The following is a 15785-nucleotide window of genomic DNA, read 5'->3' on the forward strand; positions in this document are numbered from 1 at the left end:
TCGGCCAGCGCCTTGGCGACGCAGCACTTTCGATCGAGCTTGGTCGCCACGAAAATTCGTGATAAACGAGATTTCGTAGTTCAATTACGAGATTTCGCAATGGCAACGACGCCAATGCCCGTCCACGACGATGTGGCTCCCTCCATCGATCCGCGCGTCGCAGCGTTCGAATCCTCGGTCGAGGCGACACTGCTGGTCGATCCCTTCAGCGACCAGATCGTCGATGCCAATCCTGCCGCCTGCGCCCTGCTCGGCTATGACCGCGCGCTGCTGCGGCAGACCAGACCCAGCACACTCCACGCCGGCGAGCTTCCGGCCCTCACCGTCTTCACCCAGGCCGTGCTGCACAAGGGCGCCTACTGGACCACGGCGCTCACTCCCCGCCACGCAACGGGGCAAGATCTCCAGCTCGAATATGCAGGCTGTGTGCTGCCGCATGACGGCCGCACGCTGCTGCTGCTCACGCTGACCGATCTCGACGCGCGCCGCCGGCGCAATGTCGATGCCGCCGCCGAGGATCACATGCGCAGCGGCATCTCGACCTGGCAGCGGGTCGAGCGCGTCTTTCAGGACATCGAGCGCGAGAACCAGCTGATCCTGCGCGCCGCCGGCGAAGGCATCTATGGCGTGAACGCGGAAGGAAAGACCACCTTCGTGAACCCGGCGGCGGAGCGGATGCTGGGCTGGACCGCCGAAGAGCTGGTCGGCAAGGAGATCCACCCGATCGTGCACCACACCCACCACGACGGCCGCCACTACCCCGATCACGACTGCCCGATCTATGCGGCGTTCCGTGACGGCGCCGTGCATCAGGTCGATGGCGAGGTGTTCTGGCGCAAGGACGGCTCGCCGGCCTGGGTCGAATACACCTCCACGCCCATCCGCGACCGCGGTGTCGTGGTCGGCGCGGTCGTCGTGTTTCGCGACGTCAGCCAGCGCCGCGAGGCCGACGAGAAGCTGCATGCGGCGCTTGCCGAAGTCGACCGTCTGCGCGAGCGGCTCGAACTGGAAAACGCCTATCTGCAGGAGGAGATCCGCATCGAGACCAATCCGCGCGGCATCATCGGTGGAAGCGAGGCGATCCAGAAGACGCTGCGCCAGGTCAAGCTGGTGGCGCCGACCGCGGCGGCCGTGATGATCACCGGCGAATCCGGCACCGGCAAGGAGCTGATCGCGCGCGCCATCCACGAGGACTCGACCCGCAGCGACCGGCCGCTGATCCGTGTCAACTGCGCCGCGATCCCGCGCGAATTGTTCGAGAGCGAGTTCTTCGGCCATGTGCGCGGTGCCTTCACCGGCGCAATGCGCGACCGCATCGGCCGCTTCGAACTGGCCGACGGCGGCACGCTGTTTCTCGACGAGGTCGGCGAAATTCCGATCGAGCTCCAGGGCAAGCTGCTGCGCGTGTTGCAGGAAGGCCATTTCGAGCGCGTGGGCGAGGCACGCACGCGCGCGGTCGACGTCCGCGTCATCGCCGCGACCAATCGCGACCTCAAGCAGGAAGTCCAGCGCGGCCGTTTCCGCGAGGACCTCTATTTCCGCCTCAACGTGTTCCCGATCGAGACCGTCCCCTTGCGCGAACGGCGCGAGGATATTCCGTTGCTCGCCCAGCACTTCCTGACGCGCGAGGGCAAGGCGCTGAAGTCGAACCTGCGTCTGTCCGAGGGCGATGCGCGGCGACTGACCCGCTACGACTGGCCCGGCAATGTCCGCGAATTGCAGAATGTGATCGAGCGCGCTGCAATCCTGTCCCAGAACGGCCGCCTGCGCATCGATCTGCCCGACGGCTCCGGCGCGCAGGTTCTGTCCGGCGCCGCTCGCCCGAAGGCCGATGCGCGCCCGGCGGTCATGACCTCATCCGAGATGCGCGACCACGAGCGCGCCAACATTCTCGCCGCACTCGATGCCTGCGCGGGAAAAGTCTTTGGTCCCGGTGGCGCGGCCGAAATGCTCGACGTCAAGCCGACCACCTTGGCCTCGCGGATCAAGGCGCTGGGAATTGCGCCCGTCCGTGGGTCTGCCTCAACGGCTAGAGCATGATGCGATCCGGTTCGATGCTGGCCACGGGCTCACTTCACCTCTCCCGCTTGCGGGGGAGGTCGGCGCGAAGCGCCGGGTGGGGGCTCTCTCCACACAGGGAATCCCGCTGAGGAAACACCCCCACCCCAGCCCTCCCCCGCAAGCGGGAGAGGGAGTGCACTTCCTTCGTGGCAACACGGTCTGATCTAGTCTGGCTGGATCGAACCGCGCACTCACGCCGCCTTGGTCGTGACATCAGCTGCAATCGGCAATCCCTGCTCGATCGGCAGCGACGGATCGCGCGACCATTCGTTCCAGGAGCCGAAATACATCCGCACGTCCTTCACGCCGGCATTCTTGAGCGCCAGGAACGTGTTCGAGGCGCGCGCGCCCTTAAAGCAGTAGAGGTAGACCGGCGTGGTCTGCGAGATGCCGACGGTGGCGCATTCGGCCAGGATCTCGTCCTTGGACTTGAAGCGCGGGCCCTCGGCGGTCGGCTTCATCATGCGGTACCATTCCAGCCACACGGCGCCGGGAATGCGGCCCTTGCGCGGGCAGAAATCCTTTCCATAGGGAGAAGAGCTGTCGCCGATCCACTCGTCGACGTCGCGCACGTCGAGGATCGCGATGCCGGGCTTGCCGACGGCGGCGAGCATGGTCTTCGCATCGATCAGGATGTCGCCCGCTTCAGGCACGATCGGGAACGAGGCCTTCACCGGGGTCGGAACGTCCTTGGTCACCGGCAAGCCCGCGGCAGCCCAGGCATCGAAGCCGCCGTGAAGCACCTTCACCTTGGGATAACCGAGCATGGTGAGCAGATAATAGCCGCGGCAGGACTGGCCGAAGCCGGAATTCATCGACTGCTCGTAGACCACGGCTGTTTCCTTGCCGGAGAGGCCAGCCGCGCCGAAGGCGTCGGCGAATTTGCTCTTCAGCTCGCTGATGCCCTCGGGCGTCGAGGTCGCAAGGAACGTGAAGATGTCGTGCACGTTCACGGCATTGGGCAGGTGCCCGGCGCCGTAGGCGTCGGGATTGCGGGTGTCGATCACGACACACGGTTCGGTCTTCAAGAGATCGGCAAGTTCGCTGGCAGAGATCAGAACGTCCGTCATTTGGCAGCCTCTCCGTTGAGGTTAGGTGGTCTTCGGGGTGGACTCGTGAAGCTCAGGTGTCGGCGAGCATCTTGCGCAGCTGCTTGGTGGCAGGCGTGACGATCGCGACGAAATAGGCCTCGCGCATGCGCCGCTGCGCGCGGTGGCTCTTCAGGTAGCCGCGCGCGCCACAATGCAGCATCGCCGCATGCGCCGCCGCGACGCTGGCCTCGCCGGCGCGAAGCCGTAGCGCGATCACCTTGCGCCAGTAGGTCTCCTCTTCGTTGTAGGGATCGCGCGCCAGCGCCATGGTCTCGGTCTCGAGCTCGGCGGCGAGATCGCGGAAGTGCACCGGCTGCTGCGGCAGATATCGGTTGATATGGCCGAGGGGGCTGCCGACCTCGTCCATGATGTTGATGCAATCCTTGATGAGGCCGAGCGCCATGCCGGCCTGGAGCAGGATAAAGCCGGCGCGGATCTTCTTGACGAAGGGCCCGGCCGGATCGGCCAGGATCAGCTCGTCCGGCACGAACACGTCGCGGAACTGCACTCCGTAGGTGCCGGTGCCGTCCATGGCGAGGAACGGCTTGCACGGCGTCAGCGTGATCGCAGGGTCCGAGCAGTCGGCCAGGAACATCACCGTGGCGGGCTCGCCACTTGCGATGCCGGGCTCGCCACTTGCGGTGCCCTGATCATCCTCACGCTCGAAGATGGTGCCGAAATAATGGTCGGGACCGAGATTGGAGACCCAGGGCAGCGCGCCGCGCACGATATAGCCGCCCTCGACCTTGCGCCCCTTCAGCTTCAATTTCTCGATGCCGAAGAAGCTCTTCATGGGGTTGGAGAGCCCGGTGCCGCCGAGCACGCGCCCGGTCGAGAAGGCATCGCCGAAGCGTTTGGCGAGCTTCAGGTTGGTCGAGTTCGCCGCATACCAGACCAGGGTGTCCTGGCACCAGGCCATGAAGGCCGTGGCCCCGCAGACTTCCCCGATCGCGGCCATCGCCTGGATGGCACAGCGCAGATCGGCGGGGCCGTCGTGAGGCACGTGACTGCCCCACGCCCCAACCGCACCGAACTTGCGCAGCACCTCGGCCGGATAGACCGTACCGTCGTCGATGCCGGCGGCGAGCGGCGCGAGCTGCTCGCGCGCGATCCGCGCTACCTCGCCCGCAATGGACGGTGCGGGCTGATCGATAACTTCGGCCCGCGATAAAGCCAGTGAACCCATGATCGTCTCCCGCACCTTGTCCTGATTGCCGTCTGCTAGATGCTGACCTCGAGATTGACCGGCCGGGTGAAGGTGTTGGCGACCGGCGACCATTTCTTCACATGGGCAACCAGCGCATTGATCTCGTCCTGTGAGATGCCCTCGCATTCCATGTCGACCTTGACGCGGACATCGGTGAATCCGACCGGCTTGTCGGAGGTGTCGCCCGTGCCCCAGACCGCCGTGATGTTGAGATCGCCTTCGAGCTCCAGCTCGAGCTTGTTGACGATCCAGCCGCGATGCACGGCATTGGCGTGCAGGCCGACCGCAAGGCAGGAGCCGAGCGCGGCGAGCGAGGCTTCGGACGGATTGGGCGCGGTGTCGTCACCCAGCAGCCCCGGCGGCTCGTCGACGATGTAGGGCTGCAGGTTGCGGATGTAGTTGGCGTGGCGGAATTTACCTTCCGCGACCGTCTTGCACTTCAAGGTCTTGATGACCTTCGGATTCGCCTTGCCGTTGGCGATCAGCTGCTCGAGCCCATTCTTGTCGATGGGCGCGAGGCACCCCGTCAGCACTGTCTTTTGAACGACGGCAGTCATCAGTCTTCTCCCTGGCAGAAGTGGAAATCGGTAGGATACCGAACGGTCTGTTTCCTTGCATGGAGCGTGCCAGAAGCGGCCAAAAGCGAAATGCGAAGCATTGGAGCCGCTTAGGCGTCGCTGCCTGCCGATTGATCAGCCCCCTCTTGCTCAAAGGCGGAGCAGATGAATGAGCGGATGCGAATCTTTTCAGCGCTGGACAGATGCGGCTTGCTGATGTGATGCAGCTGCGATTAAGTTGCAGCCCATGGCAAAGACGTCATCGAAGAAGAACGCGAACTCGCCCCACGCTGGCGCAGGCGACGACGAATCCGCGCGTGGGCGCCTGCTCAGTGCCGCGACGCACCTGTTCTGCAAGAACGGCATCAATGCCACCGGCATCGATGCGATCATCGAGGAAGCCGGCACCGCGAAGACCACACTCTACAAATTGTTCGGCTCTAAGACCAATCTCGTCAACGCCGTGCTGGAAAGCGAAGGCAAGCAGTGGCGCGAATGGTTCATCGGCGCCATGGAGCAAGGCGGCGGCGATGCGCAGGCGAAGCTCACGCGCATCTTTCCCGCGCTGAAGAGCTGGTTCGCGGAGGAGCGCTTCTACGGCTGCCCCTTCATCAATGCGGTCGGCGAGCACGACAAGGACGCCAAGCAGTTTCGCAACATCGCGCTGAAGCACAAGAAGATCGTGCTCGGCCATATCGAGAAGCTCGCCGGCGAGCTCGGCTCGACCGAGCCTGCGGTGCTGGCCCATCAGCTCGGCCTGATCATCGACGGCGCGATCGTCGCGGCGATGATCTCGCGCGACCCGGGCGTGGCCGATACGGCGGCACTCACGGCAGGCCCCCTGCTCGGCCAGTCCAAGGCGAAGAAGAAGCGGGCGGCGGAGCAGCTCGAGGCGGTGTGAATCCGCAGGGACGGTTAGGGAAACGCAACCGATCCCGTCCCTTCAGCGGTCACGCGGGTATTCGAATGAGGGTGTCCGCGTCCAGTGGGTCAGCCAGGCTTACCGGCTCTCCGACCTGCGCACTCGTCGTGGCTACAGAGGCGGCCTTCTTCCATTGAGACAAGGGGTGCCCGCAACTTGCATATTGCGAGTGTTCCGGCGCGCTGCTCAGAAGACGACTTGCCGTGTCGGCTCCTTTGGGCGACACTGGCCGTATTTCAGAGAACGTATTTTTCGAGAGGGCGCATGCCCGAGATACTGGAAGTGATGCTGTGGTGTGCCGCGCTTGCGACGTGGCTGATGCTTCTCTTCGCGTTCCTGGGCGATGCCTTGAAGCCGCTCACAAGGAGCATCCGTCGAGCGATCGAGGACGCATTCAAGCCCCACGTGAAGTGATGCCGTCTACGTTGCCCGGTCCAAGCTGAAACGGCCCGGCCCGGTGACGAAGATCAACATCGCGCCTCCCATGATCGAGATGTTCTTCAGGAAATGGTTGTATTGACCAATCTGCTGCGCGCCGGCGGGATATTCCCAATAGCGGTGTGCGATCACTGTCGCCGTCAGCACGAACACGAACATCAGAACTGCGCAGTAGCGCGTGCCGAGACCGAATATCAGGCCGAGGGATATGAGGACCTCGACTGCTATGTTCATGATGGTGAACAGCTCAGGTGCCGGAAGGTTCAGCGACCTGAAATAGCCCACCGAGCCGCCGAAATTGGATAGCGCTCCGTACGCGCTTCCGACGAATACCCACGCAAGCAGAATGCGGCCGATCAAGATCAGCACGCCCGCTGTCCTTGTGGCGAACTCGTCGAGCGCCCGCGACTCCAAATGGGATATCACTGAAAGAATCCCCCTGCTGTCCACGACCGGCTGAACACGTCCACGGCGAGAGCCAGCCTTATCATGATTGGCGGATCGCACGAAGCGCTCAGACCGCGCGCAGGCCGAGCTGCCGCTCACGAGTGTCAGCGGAGTTGACGCATATTCGTGGGACGTAGTGGAGTACGACGCGCCTTGAGCCTGCTGCTACGGAGCGCTCGATCCGTCGGCCATCATCCCCGCAAGCCGCACGAGCTCCGCCTCGAGATCGCGCTCCACATCAGCTGCGCGGACGTCGAGCACCCGATAGTCCCGCGCCTCCAGCCAGGTCCGCCGGCCCGCGCGGTCGGCCGCTATCGCCTCGCCCTCGCCCGGGTTCACCAGCTCGATCGCGATCCGGTGCGGGAACGAGACGAAGTCCGGGATGTGGCGGCCGACCGGGGTCTGGCGCTTGAACTGGCCGGCGAAGCGGCGGTCGCGCGTCAGCGCCTGCCACAGCAGACGCTCGGCGTCGGTCGGGTTGCGGCGGAGCAGGCGGGCGAGGCCGCGGACGGTGGAGCCGCTGTCGGAGACGCCGCCGCCCTGCCCGTGCTCGGCGAGCAGCGCGCGCAGGCGCGTCGCCTGCTCGCCGTCGAGCACGCCGCCCTTGGCCGGGCCCTTGCGCCCCTCGGCGATCGCCATCACCACACCGTGGAGGGTGTGCATGTCCTGCTTGGTCGGCTCCATGCGGGTGAAGATGTTGCGCAGGTTCACCAGCATGGTGTCGCGCTTCTCGGCCGGGCGCAGGAATTCGACCTTGTCGAGCTCGCGCACGAGATTGTCGAAGAAGGCCTGCATCTGGTGCTGCGAAGCGCGCTCGGAGCGCTCCGGCATGGCGTGGGGCAGCGCGCCCGAGGTCGCGCGCTTGAACCATTCGTAGCCGACCAGCAGCACGGCCTGGGCGAGGTTGAGCGAGGCAAAGCCCGGATTGACCGGGAAGGTGATGATGCGGTTGGAAAGCCCGACCTCCTCGTTGGTCAGCCCCCAGCGCTCGCGGCCGAACAGGATGCCGCACCTGCCGCCGGTCGCGACGTGCCCGGCGATCTCGCTGGCTGCGGCTTCCGGCCCGACCACGGGCTTGGCCTGGTCGTGGGGGCGCGCCGTGGTGGCGAACAAGAGGTCGAGGTCGGCGACCGCCTGCTCCACCGTGTCGAACAATTCGACCTTTTCCAGAATGTGGTCGGCGCCGGCCGCGGCGCGCTGGGCGGCGATGTTGGGCCAGCCGTCCCTGGGGTTGACGATGCGCAGCCGGCCGAGAGCAAAGTTGCCCATGGCGCGCGCGGCCATGCCGATGTTCTCGCCGAGCTGCGGCTCGACCAGGATCACGATGGGACCGTCGAGGGATAGACCCGCCTTGCTCTTGTCAGTCCCCGACATCTCGGTTCGCTTTCACGCTGTCTTTCAAGGCCTTGCGGAGGCCACTTCAGGAGTTGATTCAAGCCGGCCCGCCGGGCGGGCTGCACCGCCGCCTGTCGTTTGCCTGTCCTGACGAAATTCTCAAGGGAAATAACGGGTTGGATTCGACTTTTGATTCTCTTCCGAATCCTCAGGTCCGGCCCTGGGGCAGGGCCGCTTCCCGCTCCCCATCTGCGGAAGCTGGATGAGCTAAAAGTGCATAATCCCTTGGCTTTCGCCAGCCGCGCGGCGATGCTAAGAGGCGGCGGATATTCCCGTGGCGCGCCAAAAGCGCCGTTCCCAAGAGGCTTCCCCGATCATGGCAAAAATCAAGGTATCCAATCCCGTCGTCGAGCTCGATGGCGACGAGATGACCCGGATCATCTGGCAGTACATCAAGGACAAGCTGATCACCCCGTTCCTGGATGTCGAGCTGCTCTATTTCGACCTGGGGATGGAATACCGCGACCACACCAACGATCAGGTCACCATCGACGCCGCCGAGGCGATCAAGAAGGTCGGCGTCGGCGTCAAGTGCGCCACCATCACCCCGGATGAAGCCCGGGTGAAGGAGTTCAACCTCAAGCAGATGTGGAAGTCGCCGAACGGCACCATCCGCAACATCCTTGGCGGCGTGATCTTCCGCGAGCCAATCATCTGCAAGAACGTGCCGCGCCTGGTTCCCGGCTGGACCAAGCCGATCATCATCGGCCGCCATGCCTATGGCGACCAGTACCGTGCCACCGACATCAAGTTCCCGGGCAAGGGCACCCTCTCGATGAAGTTCGTCGGCGAGGACGGCACCGTGATCGAGAAGGAAGTGTTCAAGGCGCCCGGCGCCGGCGTCGCCATGGAGATGTACAATCTCGACGACTCCATCGTCGACTTCGCCCGCGCCTCGTTCAATTACGGCCTGCTCCGTAATTACCCGGTGTACCTGTCGACCAAGAACACGATCCTCAAGGTCTATGACGGCCGCTTCAAGGACATCTTCCAGGACATCTTCGACCGCGAGTTCAAGAAGGAGTTCGACGCCAAGGGCCTGACCTACGAGCACCGCCTGATCGACGACATGGTCGCCTCGGCGCTGAAATGGTCCGGCGGCTATGTCTGGGCCTGCAAGAACTACGACGGCGACGTGCAGTCCGACACCGTCGCGCAGGGCTACGGCTCGCTCGGCCTGATGACCTCGGTGCTGCTCACGCCCGACGGCAAGACCGTGGAAGCCGAAGCCGCCCACGGCACGGTGACCCGGCACTACCGCGAGCACCAGAAGGGCAAGGAGACCTCGACCAACTCGATCGCCTCGATCTTCGCCTGGACACGCGGCCTCGCCCACCGTGCCAAGCTCGACAACAATGCCGAGCTGGCGAAGTTCGCCAACACGCTGGAGAAGGTCTGCGTCGACACCGTCGAGGCCGGCTACATGACCAAGGACCTCGCGCTCCTGGTCGGCGCCGACCAGCGCTGGCTCTCGACCACCGGCTTCCTCGACAAGGTCGCGGAAAACCTCACGAAGGCGCTGGCGTCCTAGCCGCCATCCGCAATTTCGCCCGACTGGACCAGACATCATCAAGGGCCGCGCCAAAGCGTGGCCCTTTTTATTTTTGTGGCCCTCGCGCGGAGATGCGACCATGCGGATCAAGCCTGCCGTCCCCAGCCTGCTGTTGCTCGCCGCCATGGCCGGGCAAGCCAGAGCCGCCGATCCTCTCCCCGACGCCATCGCGGCGCCGGGCGAGACCGTCGTGCTCAGCGTCCACGCCGAGGGCGCGCAGGTCTATGAGTGCAAGGCCGGCGCTGACGGCAAGCTCGCCTGGGCCTTCCGCGAGCCGATCGCGACGCTGCTGTCCGAGGGCAAGACGATCGGGCGGCACTATGCCGGCCCGACCTGGGAGCATGCCGACGGCAGCGCCGTCGTCGGCAAGGCCATCGGCAACGCACCAGGCGCCACCGCCGCCGACATCCCCTGGCTGAAGCTGGAGGTCGCCTCCCCCCGCGGCAGCGGCGTGCTCACGCCCGTGACCACCGTCCAGCGCATCAACACCCACGGCGGCAAGCTCGACGGTGCATGCGAGAAGGCCGGCGAGTTCAAAAGCGCGCCGTACGCGGCCGACTATGTTTTCCTGAAGAAAGGCTGACCGCTCAGCGGTCGGCGTCGTTCTTCTCCGCCTGCGCGAGCTCGGCGAGCGCGAGGTCGCCGCTATCGGCGAGCCTCGCCTTGGCGGTGGTATGGACGTGGTCGGCGAGCGTCGGCATGCGCTCGATCAGGGCGTGAAAATCCTGGGCGTCGAGCACGAGCAGCCGGGTCTTGCGGGTCGCCGTCACCGTGCCGCTGCGTTTTGTCCTGTGCAGCAGCGCGATCTCGCCGAAGAAGGTGCCGTCGGCGAGCCGCACATGCTGGCTCGGCAGCGCGATCTCGACCTCGCCGGCGGTGATGAAATACATCGACGAGGCGACATCGCCCCGCCGCACCAGGATCTCGCCCTGCTCGACGGTGCGCGCGCGGAGCAGCCGCATGATGTCGGCGATCTCCGCGGCCGACAGATGCGAGAACAGCGGCACCCGCGCAAGCATGCCCCAGGTGACGACGAAATCGCGCCGCTTCACCTCTTCGGCGAATGCGGTCGAGATGATCGCGACCGGCAGCGCGATCATGGCAAAGCCGGCGACGATGGCGAAGGTGGAGACGAACTTGCCGAGCGGCGTCACCGGCACGACGTCGCCATAGCCAACCGTGCCGAGCGTGACGATCGCCCACCACATCGCCTGTGGAATGGTGCCGAGCTTGTCGGGCTGCACGTCGCGCTCGATGGCGTAGAGCAGCGAGGCAAAGGTCAGCACCGCGCCGATCAGGATGACGATGCAGCCAATCAGCGCCCGCCGCTCGGCATGCACGGCGGCGAGCAGCGAGCGCATCGCCGGCGAATAGCGGATCAGCTTGAAGAACGGCAGCACGCCGAGCGCGGCCAGCGTCGCATGCCCGCCGGTGGCGAGCACGATTGCCGCGGGCAGGAACGCCATCAGATCGATGATGCCGAGCGCGGAAAAGGCGTAGCTGAGCCGGTCGGCCAGCGCGGAGCCCTTGCGCTGGGTGTGCCCCGCCACCGTCCACAGCCGCGCCGCGTATTCCAGCGCGAACACGATCACGGACAGGACGGTGATGCCCGCGAACAGCGTGCCGAACTGCGCATCGAGCTCCGGCAGCGAGGCGAGGATCATCGCGGCCACATTGAGCACGATGACCCCGATGATCAGCTGGATGAAGCGCGACCCGACCGAATAGGCCAGCGGATCGTGCTCCAGCAAATCGTAGAGGCGATCCCGAAATTCGGGATCGCGAAGCCCACGTCCTCGCGGAACGGGGGCCATTGCGACTTAAGCGCCCGCCATCGCTTTTTCGATCGCGGTGAGCGCGGCCGCCGCCTTGGCGCCATCGGGACCGCCGGCCTGGGCCATGTCGGGCCGGCCGCCGCCGCCCTTGCCGCCGAGCGTTTCGGAGGCGATGCGCACGAGGTTCACGGCGTTGAAGCGCGCGGTGAGGTCCTGCGTGACGCCGACCACCACACCGGCCTTGCCGTCCTCGGTGACGCCGACGATGGCGACGACGCCCGAGCCGATCTGCTTCTTGCCGTCGTCGGCGAGGCTCTTGAGATCCTTCATCTCGATGCCCTCCACGGCACGTGCCATCAGCTTGACGTCACCGACCTCGCGCACGCCGGCCGCGGCGCCGTTGCTGGCTGCGGCGCCGCCGCCCATCGCGAGCTTCTTGCGGGCGTCGGACAGCTCGCGCTCGAGCTTCTTGCGCTCCTCCATCAGCGCGGCGATGCGGGCCGGCACTTCGTCGATCGAGGTACGCAGCTCGTTCGCCGCGGTCTTCGCCAGCGCCATAGTGTCGTTGGCGTGCCTGCGCGCGTAATTGCCGGTCAGCGCCTCGATGCGGCGCACGCCCGAGGCGACCGCGCTCTCGCCCGTCAGCGTGATCAGGCCGATATCGCCGGTGCGCTTGACGTGGGTGCCGCCGCAGAGCTCGACCGACCAGCCGAGCGCGTTGGCGCCGCGCTCGCGCGCGGTCCTGCCCATCGAGACGACGCGGACCTCGTCGCCGTATTTCTCGCCGAACAGCGCGCGTGCACCGGCCTCGCGGGCCTCGTCCACGCCCATGATCCGCGTGGTGACCTCGTCGTTCTCCAGCACAACGTCGTTGGCGATGTCCTCGATGCGGGACAGCTCCTCCGCCGTGATCGGCTTCGGATGCACGAAGTCGAAGCGCAGGCGGTCGGGCGCGACCATCGAGCCGCGCTGGGCGATGTGGTCGCCGAGCACCTGGCGCAGCGCCTCGTGGATGAGATGCGTCGCCGAGTGATGGGCGCGGATCGAGGAGCGCCGCGAATGATCCACCTCGAGCTGCAGCGCGGTGCCGAGCCTGATTTCGCCGCTCTCCACCGTGCCGACATGGACGAAGAGATCGCCGAGCTTCTTCTGCGTGTCGGTGACGCGGAACTTGACGCCGCCCTCACCCGAGAGCACGCCGGTGTCGCCGACCTGGCCGCCAGACTCCGCATAGAACGGCGTCTGGTTGAGCACGATCGCGCCCGTCTCGCCGGCCTTGAGGCTGGCGACTTCATGGCCGTCCTTCACCAGCGCGGACACCACGCCTTCGGCGCTCTCGGTCTCGTAGCCCAGGAATTCGGTCGCACCCAGCTTCTCGCGCAGCGGGAACCAGATCGCCTCGGAAGCCGCCTCGCCCGAGCCCTTCCAGGACTCGCGCGCCTTCACTTTCTGCCGCTCCATCGCATCCGTGAACGCCGCCTGGTCGACGCCGATGCCGCGCGACTTCAGCGCGTCCTGCGTCAGGTCCAGCGGGAAGCCGTAGGTGTCGTAGAGCGTGAAGGCGACGTCGCCGTCGAACATGTCGCCCTTCTTCAGGCCCGCGCTCTTCTCGTCGAGAATGGCGAGGCCGCGCGACAGCGTCTTGCGGAAGCGGGTCTCTTCCAGCCGCAGCGTTTCCTCGATCAGCTTTTCGGCGCGCATCAGCTCGGGGTAGGCCTGGCCCATCTCGCGGACCAGCGCCCAGACCAGCCGATGCATCAGCGGCTCCTTGGCGCCCAGCAGCTGCGCATGGCGCATGGCGCGGCGCATGATCCGGCGCAGCACGTAGCCGCGGCCCTCGTTCGAGGGCAGCACGCCGTCGGAGACGAGGAAGGCCGAGGAGCGCAGATGGTCGGCGATGACGCGGAACGAGGCCACGGTCTGCTCGTTCGGCCCGGTGCCGAGCGCGGACGCCGTCGCATCGATCAGGTTGCGGAACAGGTCAGTCTCGAACACGCTCTCGACGCCCTGGAGGATGCAGGCCATGCGCTCCAGGCCCATGCCGGTGTCGATCGAGGGACGCGGCAGCGGCTGGCGCTCCTCCTTCGTCACCTGCTCGAACTGCATGAACACGAGATTCCAGAATTCGAGGAAGCGGTCGCCGTCCTCCTCCGGCGAGCCCGGAGGCCCGCCCCAGATGTGCTCGCCGCGGTCGATGAAGATCTCCGAGCACGGGCCGCACGGGCCGGTGTCGCCCATCGCCCAGAAATTGTCCGAGGTCGGGATGCGGATGATGCGGTCGTCGGAGAAGCCGGCGATCTTCTTCCACAGGCCCGCCGCCTCGTCGTCGGTGTGATAGACCGTGACCAGCAGCTTGTCCTTCTTCAGCCCGAACTCGGCGGTGATCAGCTTCCAGGCGAGCTCGATCGCGCGTTCCTTGAAATAGTCGCCGAACGAGAAGTTGCCGAGCATCTCGAAGAAGGTGAGATGGCGCGCGGTGTAGCCGACATTGTCGAGGTCGTTGTGCTTGCCGCCGGCGCGTACGCATTTCTGCGAGGTGGTGGCGCGCTGATAGGGCCGCTTCTCCACGCCGGTGAAGACGTTCTTGAACTGCACCATGCCGGCATTGGTGAACATCAACGTGGGGTCGTTGCGCGGCACCAATGGCGAGGACGGCACGATCTCGTGGCCGTTCTCGGCAAAGAAGTTCAGAAAGGTCGACCTGATCTCGTTGACGCCGCTCATGTTCATCCAATCGGGTGTGCTTGGACCCGCTTCCTGCCATCCAAACCGGAGGTTAGGGCTGATATCTGCGGGCCAAAGCGCTTTTAGACAAGGCCTGCTTCAGTGTCCAGAAACTGTGCAAGGAGATCAGAGGGTTGCCGCAGGCGCGCAATCCCGGTTGAAAAGGCGAAACCGCCGCGTTGACAGGCTTGGCCGCCCTGTGGTCTGTAACCATCTATATCGTACGGCCACGTCGGGAGAGACCGGCTTTACTGCCGGCGCCGAAGGAGCAACCGCCCCGGAAACTCTCAGGCAAAAGGACCGCGTGGCTTTGACAGCATCTGGAAAGAGGCGCCGACGGGCCTAAGAACCCGGGTGGCACCCGCCGACGGGATAATACTCTCAGGCACAGCGACAGATGGGGCTTCGACTGGTTGGCCCGGGGAATCGTCCCCGGGGAACCGCCGAGGACCCCTGTGATGCCAGTACCCGCCGACCAGAAATCTCTCCGACATACGCCCCTCCACGCCCTGCATGTGTCCCTCGGCGGCAAGATGGTGCCGTTCGCTGGCTATGATATGCCCGTGCAGTACCCCGCGGGGGTGCTGAAGGAGCACCTCCATACGCGAGCCGCGGCCGGCCTGTTCGACGTCTCCCATATGGGGCAGCTCGCGCTGCGGCCGAAGTCGGGCAAGGTCGAGGACGCCGCCCGCGCGCTGGAACGGCTGGTGCCGCAGGACATCGTGGCGATTGCACCGGGCCGGCAGCGCTACGCCCAGTTCACCAATGCGGAAGGCGGGATTCTCGACGATCTCATGGTCGCCAATTTCGGCGACCACCTGTTCCTGGTCGTCAACGCCGCCTGCAAGGAAGCGGACGAGGCGCATCTGCGCGCGCACCTCGCGGACGATTGCGTCATCGATTCTCTGGCCGACCGCGCGCTGATCGCGCTGCAGGGCCCGAAGGCGGAAGCGGCGCTGGCGAAATTGTGTGCAGGGGCGCCGTCCATGACATTCATGGATTCCGGCCCGCAAGAGGTGGCCGGCCTCAAGTGCTTCGTCTCGCGCTCCGGCTATACCGGCGAGGACGGGTTCGAGATCTCGGTCCCCGCGGCCGATGCGGAGCGTCTGGCAAAAACGCTGCTCGAAAACCCGGACGTGCTGCCGATCGGCCTGGGCGCCCGCGACAGCCTGCGGCTCGAAGCCGGGCTCTGCCTCTACGGCCACGACATCGACACCGCGACCACGCCGGTCGAGGCCGCGCTGGAATGGTCGGTGCAGAAGAGCCGTCGCAGCGGCGGGATGCGCGCCGGCGGCTTTCCCGGCGCCGGGAAGATCCTCGCGCATTTCGATAACGGCGCGTCCCGCCGCCGCGTCGGCCTGCTCGCCCTGGGCCGCGCGCCGGTGCGCGAGGGCGCGCTGCTGTTTGCGGATCAGGCCGGCGGCGAGCCGATCGGAAAGGTCACATCGGGCGGTTTCGGCCCGAGCCTGAATGCGCCGGTCGCGATGGGCTACGTGCCCACGAATTTGAGCGCGCTCGGCACCAAACTCTTCGCCGAGGTGCGCGGCCAGCGCCTGCCGCTCGCTGTCGCCGCCATGCCCTTCGTGAAAAACACCTACAAACGCTGAGGACAAGAC

General features: G+C 65.7%; 13 protein-coding genes and 1 riboswitch. Of the genes, 6 read left to right on the plus strand and 7 right to left on the minus strand.

What is annotated here, in order from left to right; all coding sequences use genetic code 11:
* The first annotated feature begins 99 nt into the window (after positions 1-99).
* Complete coding sequence (locus ACM42_RS35565; protein ID WP_271533009.1) at positions 100-2040, plus strand: sigma 54-interacting transcriptional regulator; 1941 nt, start codon at positions 100-102, stop codon at positions 2038-2040.
* 212 nt (positions 2041-2252) lie between these two features.
* Here ACM42_RS35565 and ACM42_RS35570 read toward each other — a convergent pair whose 3' ends face one another.
* Genes ACM42_RS35570 through ACM42_RS35580 form a run of 3 tightly spaced genes read right to left on the minus strand, consistent with a single transcriptional unit; the run spans position 2253 to position 4916 of the window.
* Positions 2253-3131: a sulfurtransferase gene (locus tag ACM42_RS35570; RefSeq protein WP_271533010.1), complete on the minus strand. Its 879-nt coding sequence runs from the start codon at positions 3129-3131 to the stop codon at positions 2253-2255.
* Between the two features lie 52 nt (positions 3132-3183).
* Positions 3184-4338: an acyl-CoA dehydrogenase family protein gene (locus ACM42_RS35575; protein WP_271533012.1), complete on the minus strand. Its 1155-nt coding sequence runs from the start codon at positions 4336-4338 to the stop codon at positions 3184-3186.
* Positions 4339-4373: 35 nt separating this feature from the next.
* Positions 4374-4916 carry an OsmC family protein gene (locus ACM42_RS35580; RefSeq protein ID WP_271533014.1) on the minus strand — a complete coding sequence of 181 codons (543 nt, stop codon included), beginning with the start codon at positions 4914-4916 and terminating at the stop codon, positions 4374-4376.
* Positions 4917-5163: 247 nt separating this feature from the next.
* Here ACM42_RS35580 and ACM42_RS35585 point away from each other — a divergent pair, with 247 nt between their 5' ends.
* Together ACM42_RS35585 and ACM42_RS35590 are read left to right on the plus strand one after the other, a co-directional pair.
* On the plus strand, positions 5164-5817 hold the full coding sequence (locus ACM42_RS35585; RefSeq protein ID WP_271533016.1) for a TetR/AcrR family transcriptional regulator: 654 nt from the start codon (positions 5164-5166) through the stop codon (positions 5815-5817).
* A gap of 285 nt (positions 5818-6102) precedes the next feature.
* Complete coding sequence (locus ACM42_RS35590; RefSeq protein WP_194393097.1) at positions 6103-6252, plus strand: hypothetical protein; 150 nt, start codon at positions 6103-6105, stop codon at positions 6250-6252.
* Between the two features lie 6 nt (positions 6253-6258).
* Here ACM42_RS35590 and ACM42_RS35595 read toward each other — a convergent pair whose 3' ends face one another.
* Both ACM42_RS35595 and ACM42_RS35600 read right to left on the minus strand, forming a co-directional pair.
* Positions 6259-6822: a DoxX family protein gene (locus tag ACM42_RS35595; protein ID WP_271533019.1), complete on the minus strand. Its 564-nt coding sequence runs from the start codon at positions 6820-6822 to the stop codon at positions 6259-6261.
* 66 nt (positions 6823-6888) lie between these two features.
* Positions 6889-8097, minus strand: a complete 1209-nt coding sequence (locus tag ACM42_RS35600; protein ID WP_271533021.1) for a TrmJ/YjtD family RNA methyltransferase — start codon at positions 8095-8097, stop codon at positions 6889-6891.
* Positions 8098-8434: 337 nt separating this feature from the next.
* On the opposite strand from ACM42_RS35600, the gene ACM42_RS35605 reads away from it, so the two are divergent.
* The gene (locus tag ACM42_RS35605) at positions 8435-9649 is read left to right on the plus strand and encodes an NADP-dependent isocitrate dehydrogenase (protein WP_271533023.1); all 1215 of its coding nucleotides are present in this window, start codon (positions 8435-8437) and stop codon (positions 9647-9649) included.
* Between the two features lie 100 nt (positions 9650-9749).
* Complete coding sequence (locus ACM42_RS35610; protein ID WP_271533025.1) at positions 9750-10253, plus strand: DUF3455 domain-containing protein; 504 nt, start codon at positions 9750-9752, stop codon at positions 10251-10253.
* Between the two features lie 4 nt (positions 10254-10257).
* Here ACM42_RS35610 and ACM42_RS35615 read toward each other — a convergent pair whose 3' ends face one another.
* Positions 10258-11484 carry a cyclic nucleotide-gated ion channel gene (locus ACM42_RS35615; RefSeq protein ID WP_271533027.1) on the minus strand — a complete coding sequence of 409 codons (1227 nt, stop codon included), beginning with the start codon at positions 11482-11484 and terminating at the stop codon, positions 10258-10260.
* A gap of 6 nt (positions 11485-11490) precedes the next feature.
* Complete coding sequence (gene alaS, locus ACM42_RS35620) at positions 11491-14169, minus strand: alanine--tRNA ligase (protein WP_271533029.1); 2679 nt, start codon at positions 14167-14169, stop codon at positions 11491-11493.
* Between the two features lie 223 nt (positions 14170-14392).
* Positions 14393-14481: riboswitch (glycine riboswitch) on the plus strand.
* Positions 14482-14627: 146 nt separating this feature from the next.
* On the opposite strand from alaS, the gene gcvT reads away from it, so the two are divergent.
* The gene (gene gcvT, locus ACM42_RS35625; RefSeq protein WP_271533031.1) at positions 14628-15776 is read left to right on the plus strand and encodes a glycine cleavage system aminomethyltransferase GcvT; all 1149 of its coding nucleotides are present in this window, start codon (positions 14628-14630) and stop codon (positions 15774-15776) included.
* The last annotated feature ends 9 nt before the right edge of the window (positions 15777-15785 follow it).

The sequence above is a fragment of the Bradyrhizobium sp. CCBAU 25338 genome (genome assembly GCF_028128965.1).
GTDB lineage: Bacteria > Pseudomonadota > Alphaproteobacteria > Rhizobiales > Xanthobacteraceae > Bradyrhizobium > Bradyrhizobium liaoningense.

Excerpts from the sequence above, each read along its gene's own strand:
- ACM42_RS35575 (WP_271533012.1), bottom strand. The coding sequence starts at position 4,338 with ATGGGTTCACTGGCTTTATCGCGGGCCGAAGTTATCGATCAGCCCGCA.
- gcvT (WP_271533031.1), top strand. The coding sequence starts at position 14,628 with ATGCCAGTACCCGCCGACCAGAAATCTCTCCGACATACGCCCCTCCAC.
- ACM42_RS35565 (WP_271533009.1), top strand. The coding sequence starts at position 100 with ATGGCAACGACGCCAATGCCCGTCCACGACGATGTGGCTCCCTCCATC.
- ACM42_RS35615 (WP_271533027.1), bottom strand. The coding sequence starts at position 11,484 with ATGGCCCCCGTTCCGCGAGGACGTGGGCTTCGCGATCCCGAATTTCGG.
- ACM42_RS35605 (WP_271533023.1), top strand. The coding sequence starts at position 8,435 with ATGGCAAAAATCAAGGTATCCAATCCCGTCGTCGAGCTCGATGGCGAC.
- ACM42_RS35580 (WP_271533014.1), bottom strand. The coding sequence starts at position 4,916 with ATGACTGCCGTCGTTCAAAAGACAGTGCTGACGGGGTGCCTCGCGCCC.
- ACM42_RS35610 (WP_271533025.1), top strand. The coding sequence starts at position 9,750 with ATGCGGATCAAGCCTGCCGTCCCCAGCCTGCTGTTGCTCGCCGCCATG.
- ACM42_RS35590 (WP_194393097.1), top strand. The coding sequence starts at position 6,103 with ATGCCCGAGATACTGGAAGTGATGCTGTGGTGTGCCGCGCTTGCGACG.
- ACM42_RS35600 (WP_271533021.1), bottom strand. The coding sequence starts at position 8,097 with ATGTCGGGGACTGACAAGAGCAAGGCGGGTCTATCCCTCGACGGTCCC.
- ACM42_RS35570 (WP_271533010.1), bottom strand. The coding sequence starts at position 3,131 with ATGACGGACGTTCTGATCTCTGCCAGCGAACTTGCCGATCTCTTGAAG.
- alaS (WP_271533029.1), bottom strand. The coding sequence starts at position 14,169 with ATGAGCGGCGTCAACGAGATCAGGTCGACCTTTCTGAACTTCTTTGCC.
- ACM42_RS35585 (WP_271533016.1), top strand. The coding sequence starts at position 5,164 with ATGGCAAAGACGTCATCGAAGAAGAACGCGAACTCGCCCCACGCTGGC.